Genomic DNA, 16,711 nt, shown 5'->3' with positions numbered 1-16,711 from the left:
CCGGGTCAAGCCCGGGATGACGGGGGGGTGGGTGTTGGCGTTGAGAGGTTTGGCGGGGCGTGCGGTTGATTACTCCGCCGCCTTGGCCTGCTGCAGCAGGGGGCCGAGATAACCGCCCGTGAAGCCCTTGCCGCTGGCGACTACCTGTTCAGGCGTCCCGGCCACCACAACCCGCCCGCCGCCGGCCCCACCCTCAGGCCCCATGTCGATCACCCAATCCGCGGTCTTGATGACCTCCAGATTATGTTCGATCACCACCACCGTATTCCCCTGATCGACGAGGGCTTGCAGCACTTCCAGCAGCTTGCGGACATCCTCGAAGTGCAGGCCCGTTGTCGGCTCGTCCAGGATGTACAGGGTCTGGCCGGTGGCTCGGCGGCTGAGTTCCTTGGCGAGTTTCACGCGCTGGGCTTCGCCGCCGGACAGCGTTGTCGCCTGCTGGCCTACATGGACATAGCCGAGGCCCACTTCCTCCAGCATGCGCAGCCGGTCGCGGATGGGGGGCACCGCTTCGAACAGCTTCACCGCGTCGCTGACGGTCATGTCCAGCACGTCGGCGATGCTGTGGCCCTTGTGCAGCACCTCCAGCGTCTCGCGGTTGTAGCGTTTGCCGTGGCAGACGTCGCACTGGACATAGACGTCGGGCAGGAAGTGCATTTCGATCTTCAGCACGCCGTCGCCCTGGCAGGCCTCGCAGCGGCCGCCCTTCACGTTGAAGCTGAAGCGGCCGGGCTTGTAGCCGCGGGCGAGGCTTTCGGGGAGGCCGGCGAACCAGTCGCGGATGTGGGTGAAGGCGCCGGTATAGGTGGCGGGGTTCGACCTTGGCGTGCGGCCGATGGGCGACTGGTCGATGTCGATCACCTTGTCGAGGAATTCGAGGCCGGTGATGCTGTCGTGCGGGGCGGTGTGCATGCGCGCGCCGTTGAGGGCGCGGGCGGCCGCCGGATAGAGCGTGTCGATGACGAAGCTGGACTTGCCGCTGCCGGAGACTCCGGTGACGCAGGTGAAGGTGCCGAGCGGGATCGAGGCGCTGACATCGTGCAGGTTGTTGGCGCGGGCGCCCGTCACCGTCAGCATCTTGCCATTGCCCTTGCGGCGCTGGGCCGGCACGGGGACGTTGCGGCGGCCGGAGAGGTAATCGCCGGTCAGGCTGTCCGGCGCGTTCAATATGTCCTGCAGCTTGCCCTCGGCGATGACCTTGCCGCCCAGCTTGCCGGCGCCGGGGCCCATGTCCACGATATGGTCGGCGGTGCGGATGGCGTCCTCGTCATGCTCCACCACCAGCACCGTGTTGCCCAGATCGCGGAGGCGCTTCAGCGTTTCCAGCAGGCGGTCGTTGTCGCGCTGGTGCAGGCCGATGCTTGGCTCGTCGAGGACGTAGAGCACGCCGGAGAGGCCGGAGCCGATCTGCGAGGCGAGGCGGATGCGCTGGCTTTCGCCGCCGGACAGCGTGCCGGAGGCGCGATCGAGGCTGAGATAGCCAAGGCCGACATTGACGAGGAAGCCCAGCCGCTCGTTGATTTCCTTGAGGATGCGGGTGGCGATTTCCTGCTGCTTCGGGCCCAGATGCCGGGGCAGGTCGAGGAACCAGTTGGCCGCATCGGTGACGGAGCGGGCGGTGGACTGGCTGATATTCTCGCCGGCGATCTTCACGCTGAGCGCCTCGGGCTTGAGCCGGGCGCCGCCGCAGGCCTCGCACGGGGCGCTCGCCTGATAGCGGCCCAGCTCTTCGCGCATCCAGGCGCTTTCGGTTTCGCGGAAGCGCTTGTCGAGGTTGGCGATGACGCCTTCGAAGGGCTTCTGCACTTCATAGCGCTTGCGGCCGTCCTCGAAGACGAGGGGGATGGGCTTGCCCTTTGTGCCGCTGAGGATGGCGCTGCGGGTTTCCTCGGGAAGCTTCGCCCAGGGCTGATCCAGCGTGCCGCCCAGCGCGCGGACGACCGAGCCGAGCACCTGCATGTAATAGGGGCTGGGGGGAGAGGATTTCGCCCACGGCACCACGGCGCCTTCCTTCAGCGAGAGATTCTCGTTGGGAACGATGAGGTCGGGCGAGAAAAACAGCTTTTCGCCCAGCCCGTTGCAGGTGGGGCAGGCGCCCTGCGGGGCGTTGAAGGAGAACAGGCGGGGTTCGATTTCGGGCAGGGTGAAGCCGCTGACGGGGCAGGCGAATTTCTCGGAGAAGGTGATGGTCTCAGGAGTCTTCTCTTTGTCGGCATCCGCCGACGGGCCGTCCACCAGCTCCACCGTCGCCAGCCCCTCCGCCAGCTTCAGCGCGGTCTCGAAGCTCTCCGCCAGCCGCCCGGCAATGTCCGCGCGGACGACGAGCCGGTCCACGACGACGTCGATGTCGTGCTTGTACTTCTTGTCGAGCGCCGGGGCTTCCTCGATGTCATGGACTTCGCCGTTCACCCGCAGCCGCTGGAAACCGGACTTTTTCCACTCGGCGATTTCCTTGCGATATTCGCCCTTGCGGCCGCGTACCACGGGGGCGAGCAGCATCAGGCGGGTGCCCTCGGGCAGGGCCAGCACGCGGTCGACCATCTGGCTGACGGTCTGCGCGGTGATGGGGAGGCCGGTGGCGGGGCTGTAGGGGACGCCGACGCGCGCCCACAGCAGGCGCATGTAATCATAGATTTCGGTGACGGTGCCGACGGTGGAGCGCGGGTTGCGGCTGGTGGTCTTCTGCTCGATGCTGATCGCCGGCGACAGGCCCTCGATATGGTCGACGTCGGGCTTCTGCATCAGCTCCAGAAACTGGCGGGCATAGGCAGAGAGGCTCTCCACATAGCGGCGCTGGCCCTCGGCATAGATGGTATCGAAGGCGAGGCTGGATTTACCGGAGCCGGAGAGGCCGGTGATCACGATCAGCTGATCGCGCGGCAGGTCGATATCGACCGACTTCAGGTTGTGCTCTCTGGCGCCGCGGACGCTGATGTGTGTAAGCATGCTTTGTTCTATCTCTGTTCCGGGCTGAAGGGAAGCGCACAGACGGAGGGAAAATGGGGCCTGTGCGGGTGGATTCCAAGCGGCGCCGGCCTCACTGTCGGCAGAGTTTACAGATTCGATTGTCGCGAACTGGGCGATAATGGTTAACGGTCGGTAATCTTTGACTCCGCCCGAATGGGACGGAGCTTGCTCCACATACCTTACCACCGTCCAACGGTGACAAAACTTCAGCGACCATCCTCGGGTTTTCAGCCTCGGTTGAAACGTGAAACAACATCTTCGGTACACTCCTTGCGAGTTGTGTACCCCTCTCGGCGACGGCCTCCAGCGAGCGACGGAGCGAGAGGACTTGGATGGATTCGACGGAAGTGAATCGCGGTTCAGGTTGTGGTCTTTGGTGAGCAGTTTGAGGGAGCCTCCGGCGGGCAGGGCTTTGCCCTGCACCCAGCATGGAAATGATTTCCCTGCACCCTCGAAGTTGGAGCTTGGTCAGGAAGGGTTGGTTTTTCCGTGGGGTCGATTGCCTGCGGCGCTGGGTCGAGTCTGCGCTACCTTTCAGCCATAAACGCTGACCAAACCCCACCTCAGAACCCGCTCAGGCTGAGCTTGTCGAAGCCCGACCCTAGTTAAGTATACTGTCCCCGGAATTCCTGTCCCCGGAATTCAAGTATAATGTCCCCGGAATTCCCGAGGGCAGTATTCCGGGATTAGCGATAGCAGGAGCAGGCGTTCGCGCGTATCAGAGCGCCGAACTTGTTACATTTATCGGGTACGCGTTAATGTATGCGTCGGGTGATCAATCAGGATGGGCGGGGATGGCGCAAGCTGTTCCTGACATAGTTCTAGGCTCCCTAGCGGACTTGTCGATTTTGGGCTCCGGCGCCACACCAATGATATCAGATATCGTAATAAATAGAACGACGACTAATGGGGTGAAAAAGAGAAGAATTCAAACTCATCCAATGACAGTAAAATAATGGATCGGCTTGTTAATATGCAAGGTATTAGATTTTCTATTAATGGAATCTTTTTTTCAAACATCATTAGTGCGATTTTTATCGTATTTTCAAATGCATACAGAGCATCGCTAATCCTATCTTCAATGATGTGGATTGTATTGTTCATTTTGTATATTTATTCTAAATTCTTGAAAATCTCTTCGGGGAAGTTTACTACCTTTTATTTATTTGTGTCGATACTTTATTGGCTAATTTTAAACTACACTTTCTATTTTAAACTTGGTAAAGTTGACGATATTTTGCAATATGTCCTTATATTTTCAACTATTATTTTTTTAACCGTAACCTTGGTCGCAACTATATATAGAATTATTAGTGTCAGAGACTATTTTAAATAGTATGGGGAATTCCTGTCCCCGGAATTCCCTGTCCTGTCCCCGGAATTCCCCGGCGGAAGATCCTTGGGCAGCATGCGCCAGCCTCCGCCCGAGCGAGCCAGATACCGCAAAGCGTTCAATACCTCGCGCAGGTCCGTCGTGGGATTGCGCCCGCGCTTCGGCGGCGTGGGCAAGAACGGACGGACGATCTCCCACTCCGCATCCGTCAGATCGGTCGGGTAGCGCTTGGCTCGCTTCTCATGTTCAGCCATCCTGTCACGGCTCGCTCGGGTCCACATCCCAAGCTTGAATCACGTCAGCAGCGGCCACTCAACCCATTATCAAACGGGCTCTCAGGAGGGGCCGATTATGCAATTACATACCCTTAAAATTTGCGCTTTGGTTGCAATTGCCCTCATGCCTCTTATGCAGGGTTGCGCCTCACGTAATGCAGTTATTCTCAGTCAGCAGGCAGGTATTACCGCTTCCGATGAAAAAATTAGAGTGATGCCGAAAGAATTCGGCGATTATACAGTTTATCTTATTCGAATCCGAAATGAGAACGATGAAGTCGTCAAATCACTATTTAAGGCTTCGCAAGGGGAATGTGAAAAAATGATTCCTCGGACCGGAGAGTGTTTTTATGTTTATCGAGGAGGGCACCCTGTGTATGCAAAGCTAAGTCGTGATTCATTGGAGATAAAAATCCAATAGATCATAAACTTCTGCATAGTAGTCAAAGGAAAGTCGACTGGGAATTCCGGGGACAGGGGAATTCCGGGGACAGTATACTTAATTCGGGTCGGGCTTCGACAAGCTCAGCCTGAGCGGGTTTTGAGGTGGGGTTTGGTCGGCGTTTATGGCTGAAATTTCGCGCAAATCCGACTCAGCGCCGCAGGCCATCAAGCTTTCCGTTCGCTCCATTCCACCCGATCTGCCACCAATATTGAGGGTGCAGGGAAATCATTGGATGCCTGCCCCGGACTCGATCCGGGGGCCGGGGTGCAGGGGCAGAGCCCCTGCGTTGTTGTTTGCTAAAAGTCGCTGGACGACAGCAACATGTCCAGCAGGCGTTCGAGGCCGGCTTGGTCTTCGGGGGTGAAGCGCGACGGTAGTGGGCTGTCGAGATCGAGGACTCCGATGACCGTGCCGTCGCGCATCAGTGGGATGACCAGTTCGGAGCGGGAGGCGGCGTCGCAGGCTATGTGGCCGGGGAAGGCGTGGACGTCGGGGACCAGTTGGGCTCGGTTTTCGCTGAGGGCTGTGCCGCAGACGCCGCGGCCTGGGGCTATGCGGGCGCAGGCGGGTTTGCCCTGGAAGGGGCCTACTACGAGGTCTCCGGTGGCGGGTTCCACGAGGTAGAAGCCGGCCCAGTTGAGGTCCGGCATCTGGTCCCACAGCAGCGCGGCGAAGTTGGCGCTGTTGGCCAGCCAGTTGCGTTCGCCGAACAGCAGCCCTTCGAGTTGCTGGGCGAGTTCCGCGTAGAATTCGGTGGGGTTGGCGGCGGAGAGTTTGGGGGCCTGATACATGTCGGTTCAGCCTTCGATATCGAAGCGGACGCCCTGGGCGAGGGGCAGGGCGTTGGAGTAGTTCAGCGTGTTGGTGGTGCGGCGCATATAGGCGCGCCAGCTGTCTGAGCCGGATTCGCGGCCGCCGCCGGTTTCCTTTTCGCCGCCGAAGGCGCCGCCGATTTCCGCGCCGGAGGTGGCGATGTTGACGTTGGCGATGCCGCAGTCGGAGCCGGTGGCGGAGACGAAGAGTTCGGCTTCCTGCATGTCGCGGGTGAAGATGGCGGAGGAGAGGCCGGCGCTGACGTCGTTGTTGAGGGCGATGGCGTCTTCGAGGGTGACGTAAGGCACGATGTAGAGGATGGGGGCGAAGGTTTCGCGGAGCATCGGGCCGGTTTGCGCGGGCATTTCGACGAGGGCGGGGCGGCGGTAGCTGCCGGCGCGGTTTACCGGTTCGCCGCCATGGACGGTGCCGCCGGCCTCCCCGGCGGCAGCGAGCGCGGCGGTCATGGCTTCGCTCGCGGCTTCGTCGATCAGCGGTCCGACGAGGGTGCCCGGTTCGCGCGGATCGCCGACTACGGCGCTGGCCCATACGGCTTTCAGGCGCGGCACCAGCGTTTCCATCAGGCTTTCGTGGACGATCAGGCGGCGCAGCGTGGTGCAGCGCTGGCCGGCGGTGCCCATGGCGGCGAAGGCGATGGCGGGGATGGCGAGCGTGAGGTCTGCCGAGGGGGCGACGATGAGGGCGTTGTTGCCGCCCAGCTCCAGGATGGCGCGGGCGAAGCGTTCGGCCAGTTTCGGCGCCACCTTGCGGCCCATGGCGGTGGAGCCGGTGGCCGAGACAAGGGCGATGCGCCTGTCCTCGACAAGGGCGTTGCCGGCCTCGGGCCCGCCGATGATTACCTGCGAGAGATCGGGAATGGCGCCTGCGAACTTGGCGTGGGCGCGGTCGAACAAGGCCTGCACGGCCAGCGCGGTTAGCGGCGTTTTCTCGGACGGTTTCCAGATCACCGGATTGCCGCAGACGAGGGCGAGGGCGGCGTTCCAGCACCAGACGGCGACCGGGAAATTGAAGGCGGAGATGACGGCGACGGGGCCCAGCGGGTGCCATTGTTCCATCATGCGGTGGCCGGGGCGTTCGCTGGCGATGGTGAGGCCGTAGAGCTGGCGGGAGAGGCCGACGGCGAAATCGCAGATGTCGATCATCTCCTGCACCTCGCCCTCGCCTTCGGAGAGGATCTTGCCGCATTCGATGGTGACAAGGCGGCCCAGCGCGGATTTCTCGCGGCGCAGTTCCTCGCCCAGCAGGCGGACGAGCTCGCCGCGCTGGGGGGCGGGGACGCTGCGCCAGCGCCGGAAGGCGATTTCGGCGCGGGCGATGGCGGCGCCCACATCCGCCGTGGGGGCGACGTGGCCGATCAGCCCGCCGTCGATGGGCGAGCTGGCGGCAAGTCCGGTGGCGGCCAGCGGCACGCCGAAGCCGGAGAGAAGGGTTAGCGCTTCGGTGGAGGCTGTTTCAGGCATCCGCCGCCCATGCCGCTTTCGCGCGCCTTTTGCCACAGGCTTGCGGCGCTGCCGAACCTGCGGCTAGGGTCTGGCACATGGGGCGCCGCATTGGAAGATGGCTGGGTTTTCTGGCGCTTGTCGGCGTCATCGTCACCATCCTGCTGTCGTTCCACCAGCCGCCGATGCGGCTGATGCCGACGCCGCTGGCGTTCCGGAAATCGGGCTCGGCGCTGTTTGCCGCCAATCCGTACCTGCGGCAGGACAACCGGATCGAGCTTTTCTATGCTACCAACCGGCTGCCGGTGGGGCCGCGCAACGATCGCCTCTATGCCGTCACGCCAGGGCGCAACCTGAACCTGGGCGTCACCACCGTGCGCATCGGCGGCGCGGGTACGACGTGGGACAAGGTCTATGAATGGTCGATGGGGCTGGCGCAGGACGAGCGCCGCCCGCAGCTGATCCTGGAGGCGATGACCGAGCTGGGCGTGCTGGACGACGCGGAGCGCCCGGAGGACGGGCCGCCGCTGCCCGCGGGCATGCGCGCCTGGCTGGGGCTGGTGGACGAGGCCGTGGCGCGCAGCCCCGATCACGACATCATCATCTATGTCCATGGCGCCAATTCCACGGTGGAGCGGGCGGCCGGGCAGGCCGCGCAGCTCCGGCACTTCACCGGGCAGAATTCGGTGGTGCTGCTGTTCGCCTGGCCGACGGCGGAGAATTTCCTCGTCTATCCGCGCGACATCGAAACGGCCTTTGGCGCCGCGCCGCAGCTCGCGCGGCTGGTGGAGCTGCTGGCGGCGCACACCAGGGTGCGCAGGATCGACGTGCTCAGCTATTCGGCCGGCGGCACGGTGGCGAGCGACGGGCTGGCGCAGGTGGGCCGCTGGGCGAAGGACACGGGGCGCGACCCGAGGCTGGGCGAAGTCTATCACGCGGCGCCCGACGCCGATTTCCGCGGCTTCGTCGACGACCTGCGCGACTATAAGGCGGTGGCCGGCCGGGTGAGCGTGGCGGTGAACATGGGCGATTCCGCGCTGCGCCTTTCCGAAGTGGTGAACCGCGCCTCCCGCGCGGGGCGGCCCGACATGGAGGAGCTTTCCCCGGGGCAGGCGCGCTTCCTGCTGGGGGCTTCGCGCGACGGCCTGGAAGTGGTGCGGGTGCGGCCCGAAAATATCCCCGGCCTCAGCCCCCGCTCGCACGGCTTCTGGTACACCGACCCCTGGGTTTCCAGCGACGTGCTGCTGCTGCTGCTGTTCGGGCTGCCCCCGGAACAGCGCGGGCTGGAGCGGGCGACGGCGGACGGCGGGCTGACCTATTGGACCTTTCCGCCCGATTACGACGCCCGGCTGGAGACGGTGCTGGCGACAGCAAGGAAGACCGGGGCGGCGCCAGCGCCCTAGCGGTCGAACCTGCCGTCGCGCAGGAAGGCTTCCACCTGCGCAATGCTTTGCGGGTGCACCGGCATCATCGTGTGCGGCACCGGCACGCTGATGTGATCGGCCATCCCCGGCAGGATGGTGGAAGCAACGGAAACCGTGCCGTCGTTCGGCTTTGGCAGGAAGCGATCGGTGATCGGCGTAAAGCTGCGCGTGCCGGCGATGATCCCCAGCGGATAGTCCACCTTGCCCAGCAGCTCCTCGTCGCGCTGCAGCCGCCTGGTGCACAGATGGCTGGAGATCGGCCCCAGCACCGCCCCCGAGAGCTTCAGGTCGGTCAGCAGATCGGCCAGCTCCGAACCGCAGTTCGGCGGCGCCAGCATCACCACCCGGCCAAGGTTGGGCGGGCGATGGGCGTGGATCAGCGCCCGCGACACCAGCCCGCCCAGCGAGTGGGTGACGATATGCATCTGCCCCGGCACCGCCCGGGCAAACGCCTCCACCTGCGGGCCCAGCACATCGAGAATGCGCGGCAACGACCGGCGAAACCCATAGCTGGGCGCAAAGGTGCGATAGCCCTGCGCGCGAAGGGCAGTTCCAAGAAAGCCCATCGACATGCCGGTACGCCCATGTCCATGCAAAAGAAGAACGGCATCGGCCGAAGGGGAAACCATTCCCTGACATTGGTCGCGCAAAGGCCACGCTTCAAGGTCTGCGACATTCCACCCGCTTGAAGTTACAATCCTGTAACCTACTTCCCGCCGCAGGAGTTCCGGGCCCCTCTGGCCGTGCGGGCGCGCACGGCGATGTCGGAACCGCGCGATCTATCGGCGCGGACGCGGCGTCATTTTTGCGAACCTGTGAGGGGTTATGGACATTTTTCTGAACGACTGGCTGGGCACGCCCATCTGGATGTGGACGGCGTTCTTCGGCGCCGTCGCCCTGCTGCTGACGCTCGATCTCGGCGTCCTCCACCGCGAGGAAAAGGAAATCGGTGTCAAGGAAAGCCTCTGGCTCTCCGCCGGCTACATCACGCTCGGTCTCGGCTTCGGCGGCTTCGTCTGGTGGCAACTGGGCCAGCAGGCCGCCACCGAATATGTCACCGGCTTCGTCGTCGAGAAAAGCCTGGCGATGGACAATGTCTTCGTCATCGCCATGATCTTCTCGACGCTCGCAATTCCCCGCCTCTACCAGCACCGGGTGCTGTTCTGGGGCATCCTCGGCGTCATCGTGCTGCGCGGCCTGATGATCGGCGCCGGCGCTGCCCTCGTCAGCGAGCTCCACTGGGTGCTCTATGTCTTCGCCGCCTTCCTCATCTACACCGGGATCCAGATGTGGCGCATGGCCGAAACCGAGCCCGACATCGCCAACTCCCCGGTGCTGAAATGGGTGCGCCGCCACCTGAACGTGACCAGCGAGCTGCACGGCAACCGCTTCTTCGTGAAACAGGCCGATGCCACGGGGAAGGTCGTAACCTGGGTAACCCCCCTTTTCCTCGCCCTCGTCATGGTCGAGTTCATGGACCTTGTCTTCGCGGTGGATTCGGTGCCGGCGATCTTTGCCATCACCACCGATCCGTTCATCGTCTACACCTCCAACATCTTCGCCATCCTCGGCCTGCGCGCCTTGTATTTCGCGCTGGCGGCGATGGTGCACCGCTTCCACTATCTGAAATACGCCCTCTCGCTGCTGCTGGTCTTCATCGGCTCCAAGATCTTCCTGGGCGACCTTCTCGCCTTCGAAGGCGGCAAGTTCCCGGCGGTGTGGAGCCTCTCCATCAGCTTCGCCATCCTGGCCGGCGGCGTGGGGTGGTCGCTGTGGAAAACGCGCGGCGAGGGGGAGTTGTCAAAGGGGTAGGGCTTAGCCTCCGGCGGGGCGGGCTCTGCCCGCCACCCGGCAGGGAAATGATTTCCCTGCACCCTCGAAGACTATTCAACTGGCGCGCACGTTCGCCTCGCGAGCCTTCCTTCTTATGGCCTCTCGGAACTGCGCTTTGGCCTGCTTCACCATGTCGGCGACAAGCGGGTTGTTGCGATAGCGGCCAACTTTAGCGTCGACCGCGCGCTCCATATGGTGGATGGCCTTTTGTATGCTTCGTGCGTCCGCTGGATCGAAGTTCAACGACACTATGTTGCCATCAAGTACGGCCGCCGCTTTACCTGCCTCGGCCAGTTGGCGAGTGAAGGCATCCAACCCCTTAATCATTCTATTGCTCCCTATTATTGTTCCCCTATCGACAAGTAGGCCGCGCCGTCACCGAACGCGGCCCGCCCTGATTTACCCCTTCGGCGGGAAGGGGTCGTTACCATAGCTGTCACGTTCGCGAATTTGACCGTTCCGACCGTGGATCAGAACCTCGCTGTGCTGACGTTGCGCACTGTCACGTGCCGCCTGCGCCGCTTCGGCCTGAGTCGAATGGATCGACGATACCCGGCTATTGCCGGCACCACGAACTGCCCAGCCTTCCGAGTGGGGTACAACATGTTGATTTTTGCCTGCCATTGGCTGGGCTTCCTTGTTCTGTTAGTGACGAGGCGTTGCGAGTCTGCAACGCAAAAAGGGAGATCGCGCATGTCGAACGGAATTGCAAGAGTCAAACGGTGACAATCGTTCAGTTTGATGGGGAAAAGTTTGTGGCTGCTCTGGATAGCACCCGACGGGCTCGAGGTATGACGTGGCGCAAGGTAGCCGACGAAGCACAGGTCAGTGCGTCAACTTTGACCCGCCTGTCACAAGGCAAGCGGCCTGATGTAGACAGCTTAGGGGCATTATCGCATTGGGCAGGCCTTGATACCGACGCCTTCTATACGAGTAATGCTCCAGCCGCTCCCACCGAATCCCTTGCCAAGGTGACAGCCTTTCTACGGGCCGATCCAAACCTCAGTGACGAAGGAGCCAAAGCCTTGGAAGCAATTCTCTACGTCACCTATGAACAGTTCCGGAAGAAGTAGGATGACATTGCGGCGAGGCTTCAAGACCGAAGCGAACACCACGTCCCGCGAAATTCGCGCGGAACTTGGCCTCGCCGCTGATGCAGCCTTGTGTCCATTTCTGACCGCAAGCCACCTAGGAGTTCTAGTTGTAAAGCTGTCAGCATTTCAAGAACAGCACCCTAACGCAGTACGTTACCTTACCAGCGAGGCGGGGAAGAGCGAGTTTTCGGCCATCACTGTCTGTGTTGGCTTACAGCGTGTCATCGTCTATAACGACGGGCATTCGCTTGGGCGGTGTGCTGCGAACATCATGCATGAATTGAGCCATCTTTTGCTTATGCATCCCTCTCATCCATTGTGTGGCGAGAATGGCAAACGCCATTTCGACGCGACAATGGAAGAAGAGGCTAATTGGTTCGGCCCAGCCTTGCTAGTTTCAGACGAAGCAGCCGTATCAATTGCTAAACGCCGCCTTCCTCTGAGTAGCGCCGCTAGCGAGTATGGTGTTAGCACTCAATTGATTCGGATGCGGCTCAACGTAACTGGCGCACGGCGCCGCACTCTAAAGGCAGCATGATAACTGAATCAGCACCGTGAATTGATGTATCGGCCGTTAAGAAATTTTCAATTTGTCCTTATTCGGCCGCCACAATTGCTATAACTGGTGACTACTTTTGAGCTATGCCTCCGAGCTTCAACATAACAGCATTTCAGCGAAATGCGGCCCAGCGCGATCGAAATTATGCCGAGACCCCGCCTGACCGCATAAACATAAGTCAACTATAGAGGGTGCAGGGAAATCATTTCCCTGCCGGGTGGCGGGCAGAGCCCGCCCCGCCGAAGGCAAAACCCACTACTCGTTCGCGTAAGCCTTCAGCAAATTGTACAGATAGGCCCGGCCTTTCATGACTGACGCCACCGGGATATTCTCGTTCAGTCCGTGCGCGCGGCTGCCTTCGGCATAGTGCAGCATGCCCGGCACGCCATAGACCGGGATGCCTGCGGCGGCGAGGAAGGGGCCGTCGGTGGCGCCGGTGCTCATGGTGGGGATGAAGGGCACCTTGCCGAAGTGTTTCACCCCCAGCTCGCGCGCCGGTTTCATCACGCGTTCGGTCATCGGCGGTTGTTTGGCGACGCTGTTGCGGGTGGGCAGGGCCGTGACCGTCACGGCCGGGTCGTTGATCGCCGCCACCAGCGCGGCCTTCGTGCCTTCCACCGTTTCGCCCGGGATGATGCGGCAGTTGATGTTGGCGGCGGCGCGTTGCGGCAGGGCGTTGGGGGCGTGGCCGGCATTTGCCATGGTGGCGACGCAGGTGGTGCGCAGCATCGCGGACCAGGAGGGATCGGTGGAGAGTTTCGCGGCGGCGGCGGCATCGGCCGGGTTGGCGGCGATGGCTTTCATCGCGGCGGCCATGCCGGGGTCCGGCGTGGTCGCGGCCATCTGCTGGAAGAAGCCCCTGGTGGTGTCGTTCAGCACCACCGGGAAGCTATGGCCCTGCACCGATTTCAGCGCGGAGGCGAGGCTGTAGATGGCGTTCGCCGGTTCCGGGCGGCTGGAGTGGCCGCCGGGGTTTATCGTCTGGATGATGAAGTCCTGATAATGTTTCTCGCCCACCTGCATGGAAAGCGATTCAGGCGTGCCGTCGGGCTTGAGGCGACCGCCGCCGCCTTCGTTCATGGCGAATTCGGCGTCGATGAGGGCGCGGTGGTTTTTCGCCAGCCATTCGGCGCCGTTCAGCGCGCCGGCGGATTCCTCGCCGCAGGTGAGCGCCAGCTTCACCGTGCGCTTCAGCTGCGGCTGCGATTTCAGCCGGATCATCGTGTCGGAATAGATCGCGGCCTGCGCCTTGTCGTCGGAAACGCCGCGCCCGTAGAAGACGCCGTTTTCCTCGATCAGGGTGAAGGGATCGCGCGTCCAGTCCTCGCGCTTTGCCTCCACCACGTCGATATGCGCCAGCATCAGGATCGGCTTCAGCTTCGGGTTTTTGCCGGGCAGGACGGCGACAAGATTGCCTTCGCGCGGATGCTCGGGGGCAACCAGCACATGCAGGTCGCTGTCGGGAAAGCCGGCGGCCTTCAGCCGGGCGGCGACCTGCGTGGCGGCCTTGGTGCAATCCCCGACGCTGAGCGTCGTGTTGGTCTCCACCAGCTCCTTGTAGAGCGCGCGGAAGGCGGCCTCGCCCGGGTCGGCCTGGGTGGCGACCGGGGCGGCTATGGCAGTGGAGACCAGAAGGGCGGCGGTTGCGACGATTTTCTGCATGGGCGCGACTGTGGCGGGGCCGTGATGGCCGTGCAACCGCAATGTGGAGAGGCGCGCCTCCGCCTGTTCAGCCCGGCGGCAGCGGTGCCGCGTCCTATTCCGGGAACACCAGCGTCACTACCAGCCGCACGCCCCAGTCCGGGCCGCCCGTCGGGCTTTCCAGATAATATTTGACCCCGCCGCCGACAGAGATCGGCTGCTTGCCCACCTTGGTCAGCTGGCTCACCATCAGGTTTACCGGCACCACCCAGTTGCCGCCCTTCCAGTCATAGCTGGTCTCGCTGTTGATCGTGTAGGTCGTCGCCTTTGCCGTCGTGTGGCTGAAGAAGGGCTGGATGAACAGCGAGGACACATCGCTGCGGCTGTCCGAGCCGGCGAACGACCAGATCTGGTTGGTGAGGAAGCCATAGCTGTTCTGCCCGGCCATCTTCAGCACCAGCGCCGTGGGGCCAGCGCCCCATTTGCCGGTGCCCAGCGCGCGATCGGTGCCGGTGGGGATCAGGAAGGCCGGGCCGACGGCCCAGATCAGCCCGTTCTTCGGCTCGGCCGGGGTGAAGAACAGGCTCTGCGTGATATCGCCCAGCCCGGTCTGGCCGATGCCCTTGCCCGTCACATTGCGCTGCGAGATGATGGGCAGGATGGTGCGCGAGATCATGTTCCAGTTGGCGCTGAGCTTGATCGGCACCACCGGTTGCACATTCAGCTGGTAGCGATGGCCCGAACCGTCGGCGCCATAGCCCCAGTCGAAGTTATTCTGCAGCGGCACCGAAATCATGCTGGCCACCGGGTTGGTCAGCTTCTTGGCGATGTCTTCATCGCTTTCCTGCGCGGCAGCAGGCGCAGCCGCCGCCCCGAGGAGCATGAAAAAGGCTGTGATGCGCATCAGTCCTGGCCTTCCCTGCTGGCCCGCCTGGCTTCCGACTGGCGGACGCTATACCATTGCTGCGGCACGAACAATCAGCGGCTTGCTGCTTCAGCTGGCCGGGAAGATCGTCTTTCCGTCCTTGATGGTCTCCACCACCTTGATATCCTTGATGTCTTCACGCGCGACCTTGTTCGGATCCGCCGACAGGACCACCAGATCGGCGCGCTTGCCGCGGCGGATGCTGCCCTTGGAATCTTCCTCCCGATACTGGTGCGCCGCGTTGACGGTGATCGCCTGCAGCGCCTGATAGGGGGTGATGCGCTCGTCCGGGCCGATCGCCACGCCCTTGCGCGAGGTGCGGTTGACGGCGGTCCACACGGTCATCATCTGGTCGATCGGGACGACAAAGGCGTCGGTGTGGTTGGTGGGGCGCAGGCCCAGCGCGATGGCGCTCTTCATCGGGCTGATGAAGCTGGTCTGCTTCAGGCCGCGATTGAGGATGTGGGTATCGGCAAAGAAGAAGCTGTGATCGGTGAAGAGCGCCGGGATGATATTATATGCCTTCAGCTTCTGCAGCTGATCGGGGCGGACGAACTGGCAGTGGATGCACACCGTGCGGCGGTCGGCTGAGAGGTCGCCGGGGGCGGCCGCCTCATGCGCCTGCAGCAGGAAATCGATCGCCGCGTCGCCATTGCCGTGGATCAGCACCTGCAGCTTGTTGTCATAGCATTTCTTCGTCGCGGCCAGCATCGCCGGGACCGGCAGGCCCGGCTCGCCCTTCCAGTCCTTCTCTCCCGAGGGGCCGCCCGTCAGATAGGGGGTGGTGAACCAGGCGGTCTTGCCCTGCGGCGAACCGTCGGCGGTGATCTTGCAGCCGCCGATCTTCAGATGATCGCGATAGCTGCCCCAGCTGGCGGCGGGATTGGCTTCCAGCACCTTGTCGATATCGGTCAGGAAGGGATAGGCGATGACGTCGATATAGAGGCCGCCGGCCTTGGCGATGCGTTGCAGCTGCGCGATCTGCGCGGCGTGGGTCGCGCCTTCCTGGGCGGTGGTGATGCCGGCCTCGGCATAGAGCATCTGCCCGGCCTTCGCGGCCGCCACTTCGGTTTCCGGCGTCGGAAGCGGCAAGGCCGAGAAGGCCTGCAGATAGGCGGCTTCCATCACCAGCCCTTCCAGATCCTGCGTGTCGCCCTTGCGCAGGATCACACCGCCCGGAGGTGTCGGCATCCCGTCCTTGTAGCCGAACTGGCTGAAGGCGGCGGAATTCAGCACCGCCCCGTGCATGGAGACATGGATGACGACGACGGGGTTGTTGGGGAAGGCCTCGTCCAGCAGATCGCGGGAAAGCGAGGTGCCGGCGGGCATCAGGTTTTCGTCATAGCCATAGCCGACGAACAGCTCGCCCGGCTTCAGGCCGCGGGCCTTGGCGGCAGCCGTCAGCGTGGCGACGATCTCGTCCGGACTGGAGGCCGGCCCGACCGGCGGCGCAGACACATTCACCCGATCGGCAAGCGACAGGCTGTCGATGAAATGGCTGTGCGGATCGATGAATCCGGGCATCATCAGCTTGCCGCCCAGATCCTTCACCTCGGTGCCGCCGGCCTTCAGCTGCATCGCCTCTGCCTCGGTACCGGCAAAGACGATCTTGCCGTCATCCACCACCACCGCCTCGACATAGGCGGGCGCGTCCCCTTCCATCGTCAGGATCGGGCCGCCGTGGATGATAAGGTCGGCGCCTTCGGCTGCGGTCCCGTCGGCCGGTGCGCAGGCGGCGAGCGCGCCCAGGGCAAGAAGAGCGGCGAGCGCTGTGGTGGTCCGGAACTGCATCGCGTAGATTCCCCCCTGACTTGGCTGCTCCTGTACCACAATCCGGGGTCGCTCATTGCCCCATTCGGCACAATCGGACGGATGGGCGATGCGGCGGGCCGCGTTCGCAGGATTGGCGATGGGGAGCCCTGGCATACGGTGTTCGCGCGGC

15 protein-coding genes are annotated in these 16,711 nt (G+C 62.9%); 5 read left to right on the top strand and 10 right to left on the bottom strand.

From position 1 onward, the window contains the following. Positions 1-69: 69 nt before the first annotated feature. On the bottom strand, positions 70-2,946 hold the full coding sequence (gene uvrA, locus IM784_RS11075) for an excinuclease ABC subunit UvrA (RefSeq protein WP_199555382.1): 2,877 nt from the start codon (positions 2,944-2,946) through the stop codon (positions 70-72). A 1,344-nt stretch (positions 2,947-4,290) separates the two neighbouring features. Continuing rightward, complete coding sequence (locus IM784_RS11070; RefSeq protein ID WP_199555381.1) at positions 4,291-4,554, bottom strand: transposase; 264 nt, start codon at positions 4,552-4,554, stop codon at positions 4,291-4,293. A 97-nt stretch (positions 4,555-4,651) separates the two neighbouring features. Between IM784_RS11070 and IM784_RS11065 the strand changes: the two genes are divergently transcribed. Beyond that, on the top strand, positions 4,652-4,996 hold the full coding sequence (locus IM784_RS11065) for a hypothetical protein (RefSeq protein WP_199555380.1): 345 nt from the start codon (positions 4,652-4,654) through the stop codon (positions 4,994-4,996). 320 nt (positions 4,997-5,316) lie between these two features. On the opposite strand, the gene IM784_RS11060 is transcribed toward IM784_RS11065, so the two are convergent. Then, a complete protein-coding gene (locus IM784_RS11060) occupies positions 5,317-5,811 on the bottom strand; it encodes a GAF domain-containing protein (protein ID WP_199555379.1) in 495 nt (164 codons plus the stop codon). 6 nt (positions 5,812-5,817) lie between these two features. Next, positions 5,818-7,314, bottom strand: a complete 1,497-nt coding sequence (amaB, locus tag IM784_RS11055) for an L-piperidine-6-carboxylate dehydrogenase (RefSeq protein WP_199555378.1) — start codon at positions 7,312-7,314, stop codon at positions 5,818-5,820. A gap of 77 nt (positions 7,315-7,391) precedes the next feature. On the opposite strand from amaB, the gene IM784_RS11050 reads away from it, so the two are divergent. Beyond that, on the top strand, positions 7,392-8,696 hold the full coding sequence (locus tag IM784_RS11050) for an alpha/beta hydrolase (protein ID WP_199555377.1): 1,305 nt from the start codon (positions 7,392-7,394) through the stop codon (positions 8,694-8,696). On the opposite strand, the gene IM784_RS11045 is transcribed toward IM784_RS11050, so the two are convergent. Further along, on the bottom strand, positions 8,693-9,346 hold the full coding sequence (locus IM784_RS11045; protein WP_268920836.1) for an alpha/beta fold hydrolase: 654 nt from the start codon (positions 9,344-9,346) through the stop codon (positions 8,693-8,695). The two genes, IM784_RS11050 and IM784_RS11045, sit on opposite strands and share 4 nt — an antisense overlap. A gap of 196 nt (positions 9,347-9,542) precedes the next feature. On the opposite strand from IM784_RS11045, the gene IM784_RS11040 reads away from it, so the two are divergent. Then, positions 9,543-10,529 (top strand): TerC family protein, encoded by a 987-nt coding sequence (locus IM784_RS11040; RefSeq protein WP_199555375.1) that lies wholly within the window; start codon positions 9,543-9,545, stop codon positions 10,527-10,529. Between the two features lie 75 nt (positions 10,530-10,604). Here the strand turns inward: IM784_RS11040 and IM784_RS11035 are convergent, their stop codons facing one another. Together IM784_RS11035 and IM784_RS11030 are read right to left on the bottom strand one after the other, a co-directional pair. Next, positions 10,605-10,877: a hypothetical protein gene (locus IM784_RS11035; RefSeq protein WP_199555374.1), complete on the bottom strand. Its 273-nt coding sequence runs from the start codon at positions 10,875-10,877 to the stop codon at positions 10,605-10,607. 72 nt (positions 10,878-10,949) lie between these two features. Next, entirely contained in the window at positions 10,950-11,174 is a 225-nt protein-coding gene (locus tag IM784_RS11030; protein WP_199555373.1) for a DUF2188 domain-containing protein, read from the bottom strand. 98 nt (positions 11,175-11,272) lie between these two features. Here IM784_RS11030 and IM784_RS11025 point away from each other — a divergent pair, with 98 nt between their 5' ends. Both IM784_RS11025 and IM784_RS11020 read left to right on the top strand, forming a co-directional pair. Continuing rightward, complete coding sequence (locus IM784_RS11025; protein ID WP_199555372.1) at positions 11,273-11,623, top strand: helix-turn-helix domain-containing protein; 351 nt, start codon at positions 11,273-11,275, stop codon at positions 11,621-11,623. Next, positions 11,601-12,182: an ImmA/IrrE family metallo-endopeptidase gene (locus IM784_RS11020; protein WP_199555371.1), complete on the top strand. Its 582-nt coding sequence runs from the start codon at positions 11,601-11,603 to the stop codon at positions 12,180-12,182. Before IM784_RS11025 ends, IM784_RS11020 begins: the two co-directional genes overlap by 23 nt. Before the next feature lie 276 nt (positions 12,183-12,458). Here IM784_RS11020 and IM784_RS11015 read toward each other — a convergent pair whose 3' ends face one another. From IM784_RS11015 to IM784_RS11005, 3 genes are all read right to left on the bottom strand, one after another. After that, the gene (locus tag IM784_RS11015; protein ID WP_199555370.1) at positions 12,459-13,865 is read right to left on the bottom strand and encodes a M20/M25/M40 family metallo-hydrolase; all 1,407 of its coding nucleotides are present in this window, start codon (positions 13,863-13,865) and stop codon (positions 12,459-12,461) included. A 94-nt stretch (positions 13,866-13,959) separates the two neighbouring features. Next, the gene (locus IM784_RS11010) at positions 13,960-14,748 is read right to left on the bottom strand and encodes a hypothetical protein (RefSeq protein WP_199555369.1); all 789 of its coding nucleotides are present in this window, start codon (positions 14,746-14,748) and stop codon (positions 13,960-13,962) included. A gap of 90 nt (positions 14,749-14,838) precedes the next feature. Continuing rightward, positions 14,839-16,560, bottom strand: coding sequence for an amidohydrolase (locus IM784_RS11005; RefSeq protein ID WP_199555368.1), 1,722 nt, complete (start codon positions 16,558-16,560; stop codon positions 14,839-14,841). Positions 16,561-16,711: the final 151 nt, after the last annotated feature.

Source organism: Sandaracinobacteroides hominis, assembly GCF_016464365.1.
GTDB classification, from domain to species: Bacteria; Pseudomonadota; Alphaproteobacteria; order Sphingomonadales; family Sphingomonadaceae; genus Sandaracinobacteroides; species Sandaracinobacteroides hominis.
Note: the sequence above shows the minus strand (reverse complement) of the source record. Positions and strands in the feature narration are given on the sequence as shown.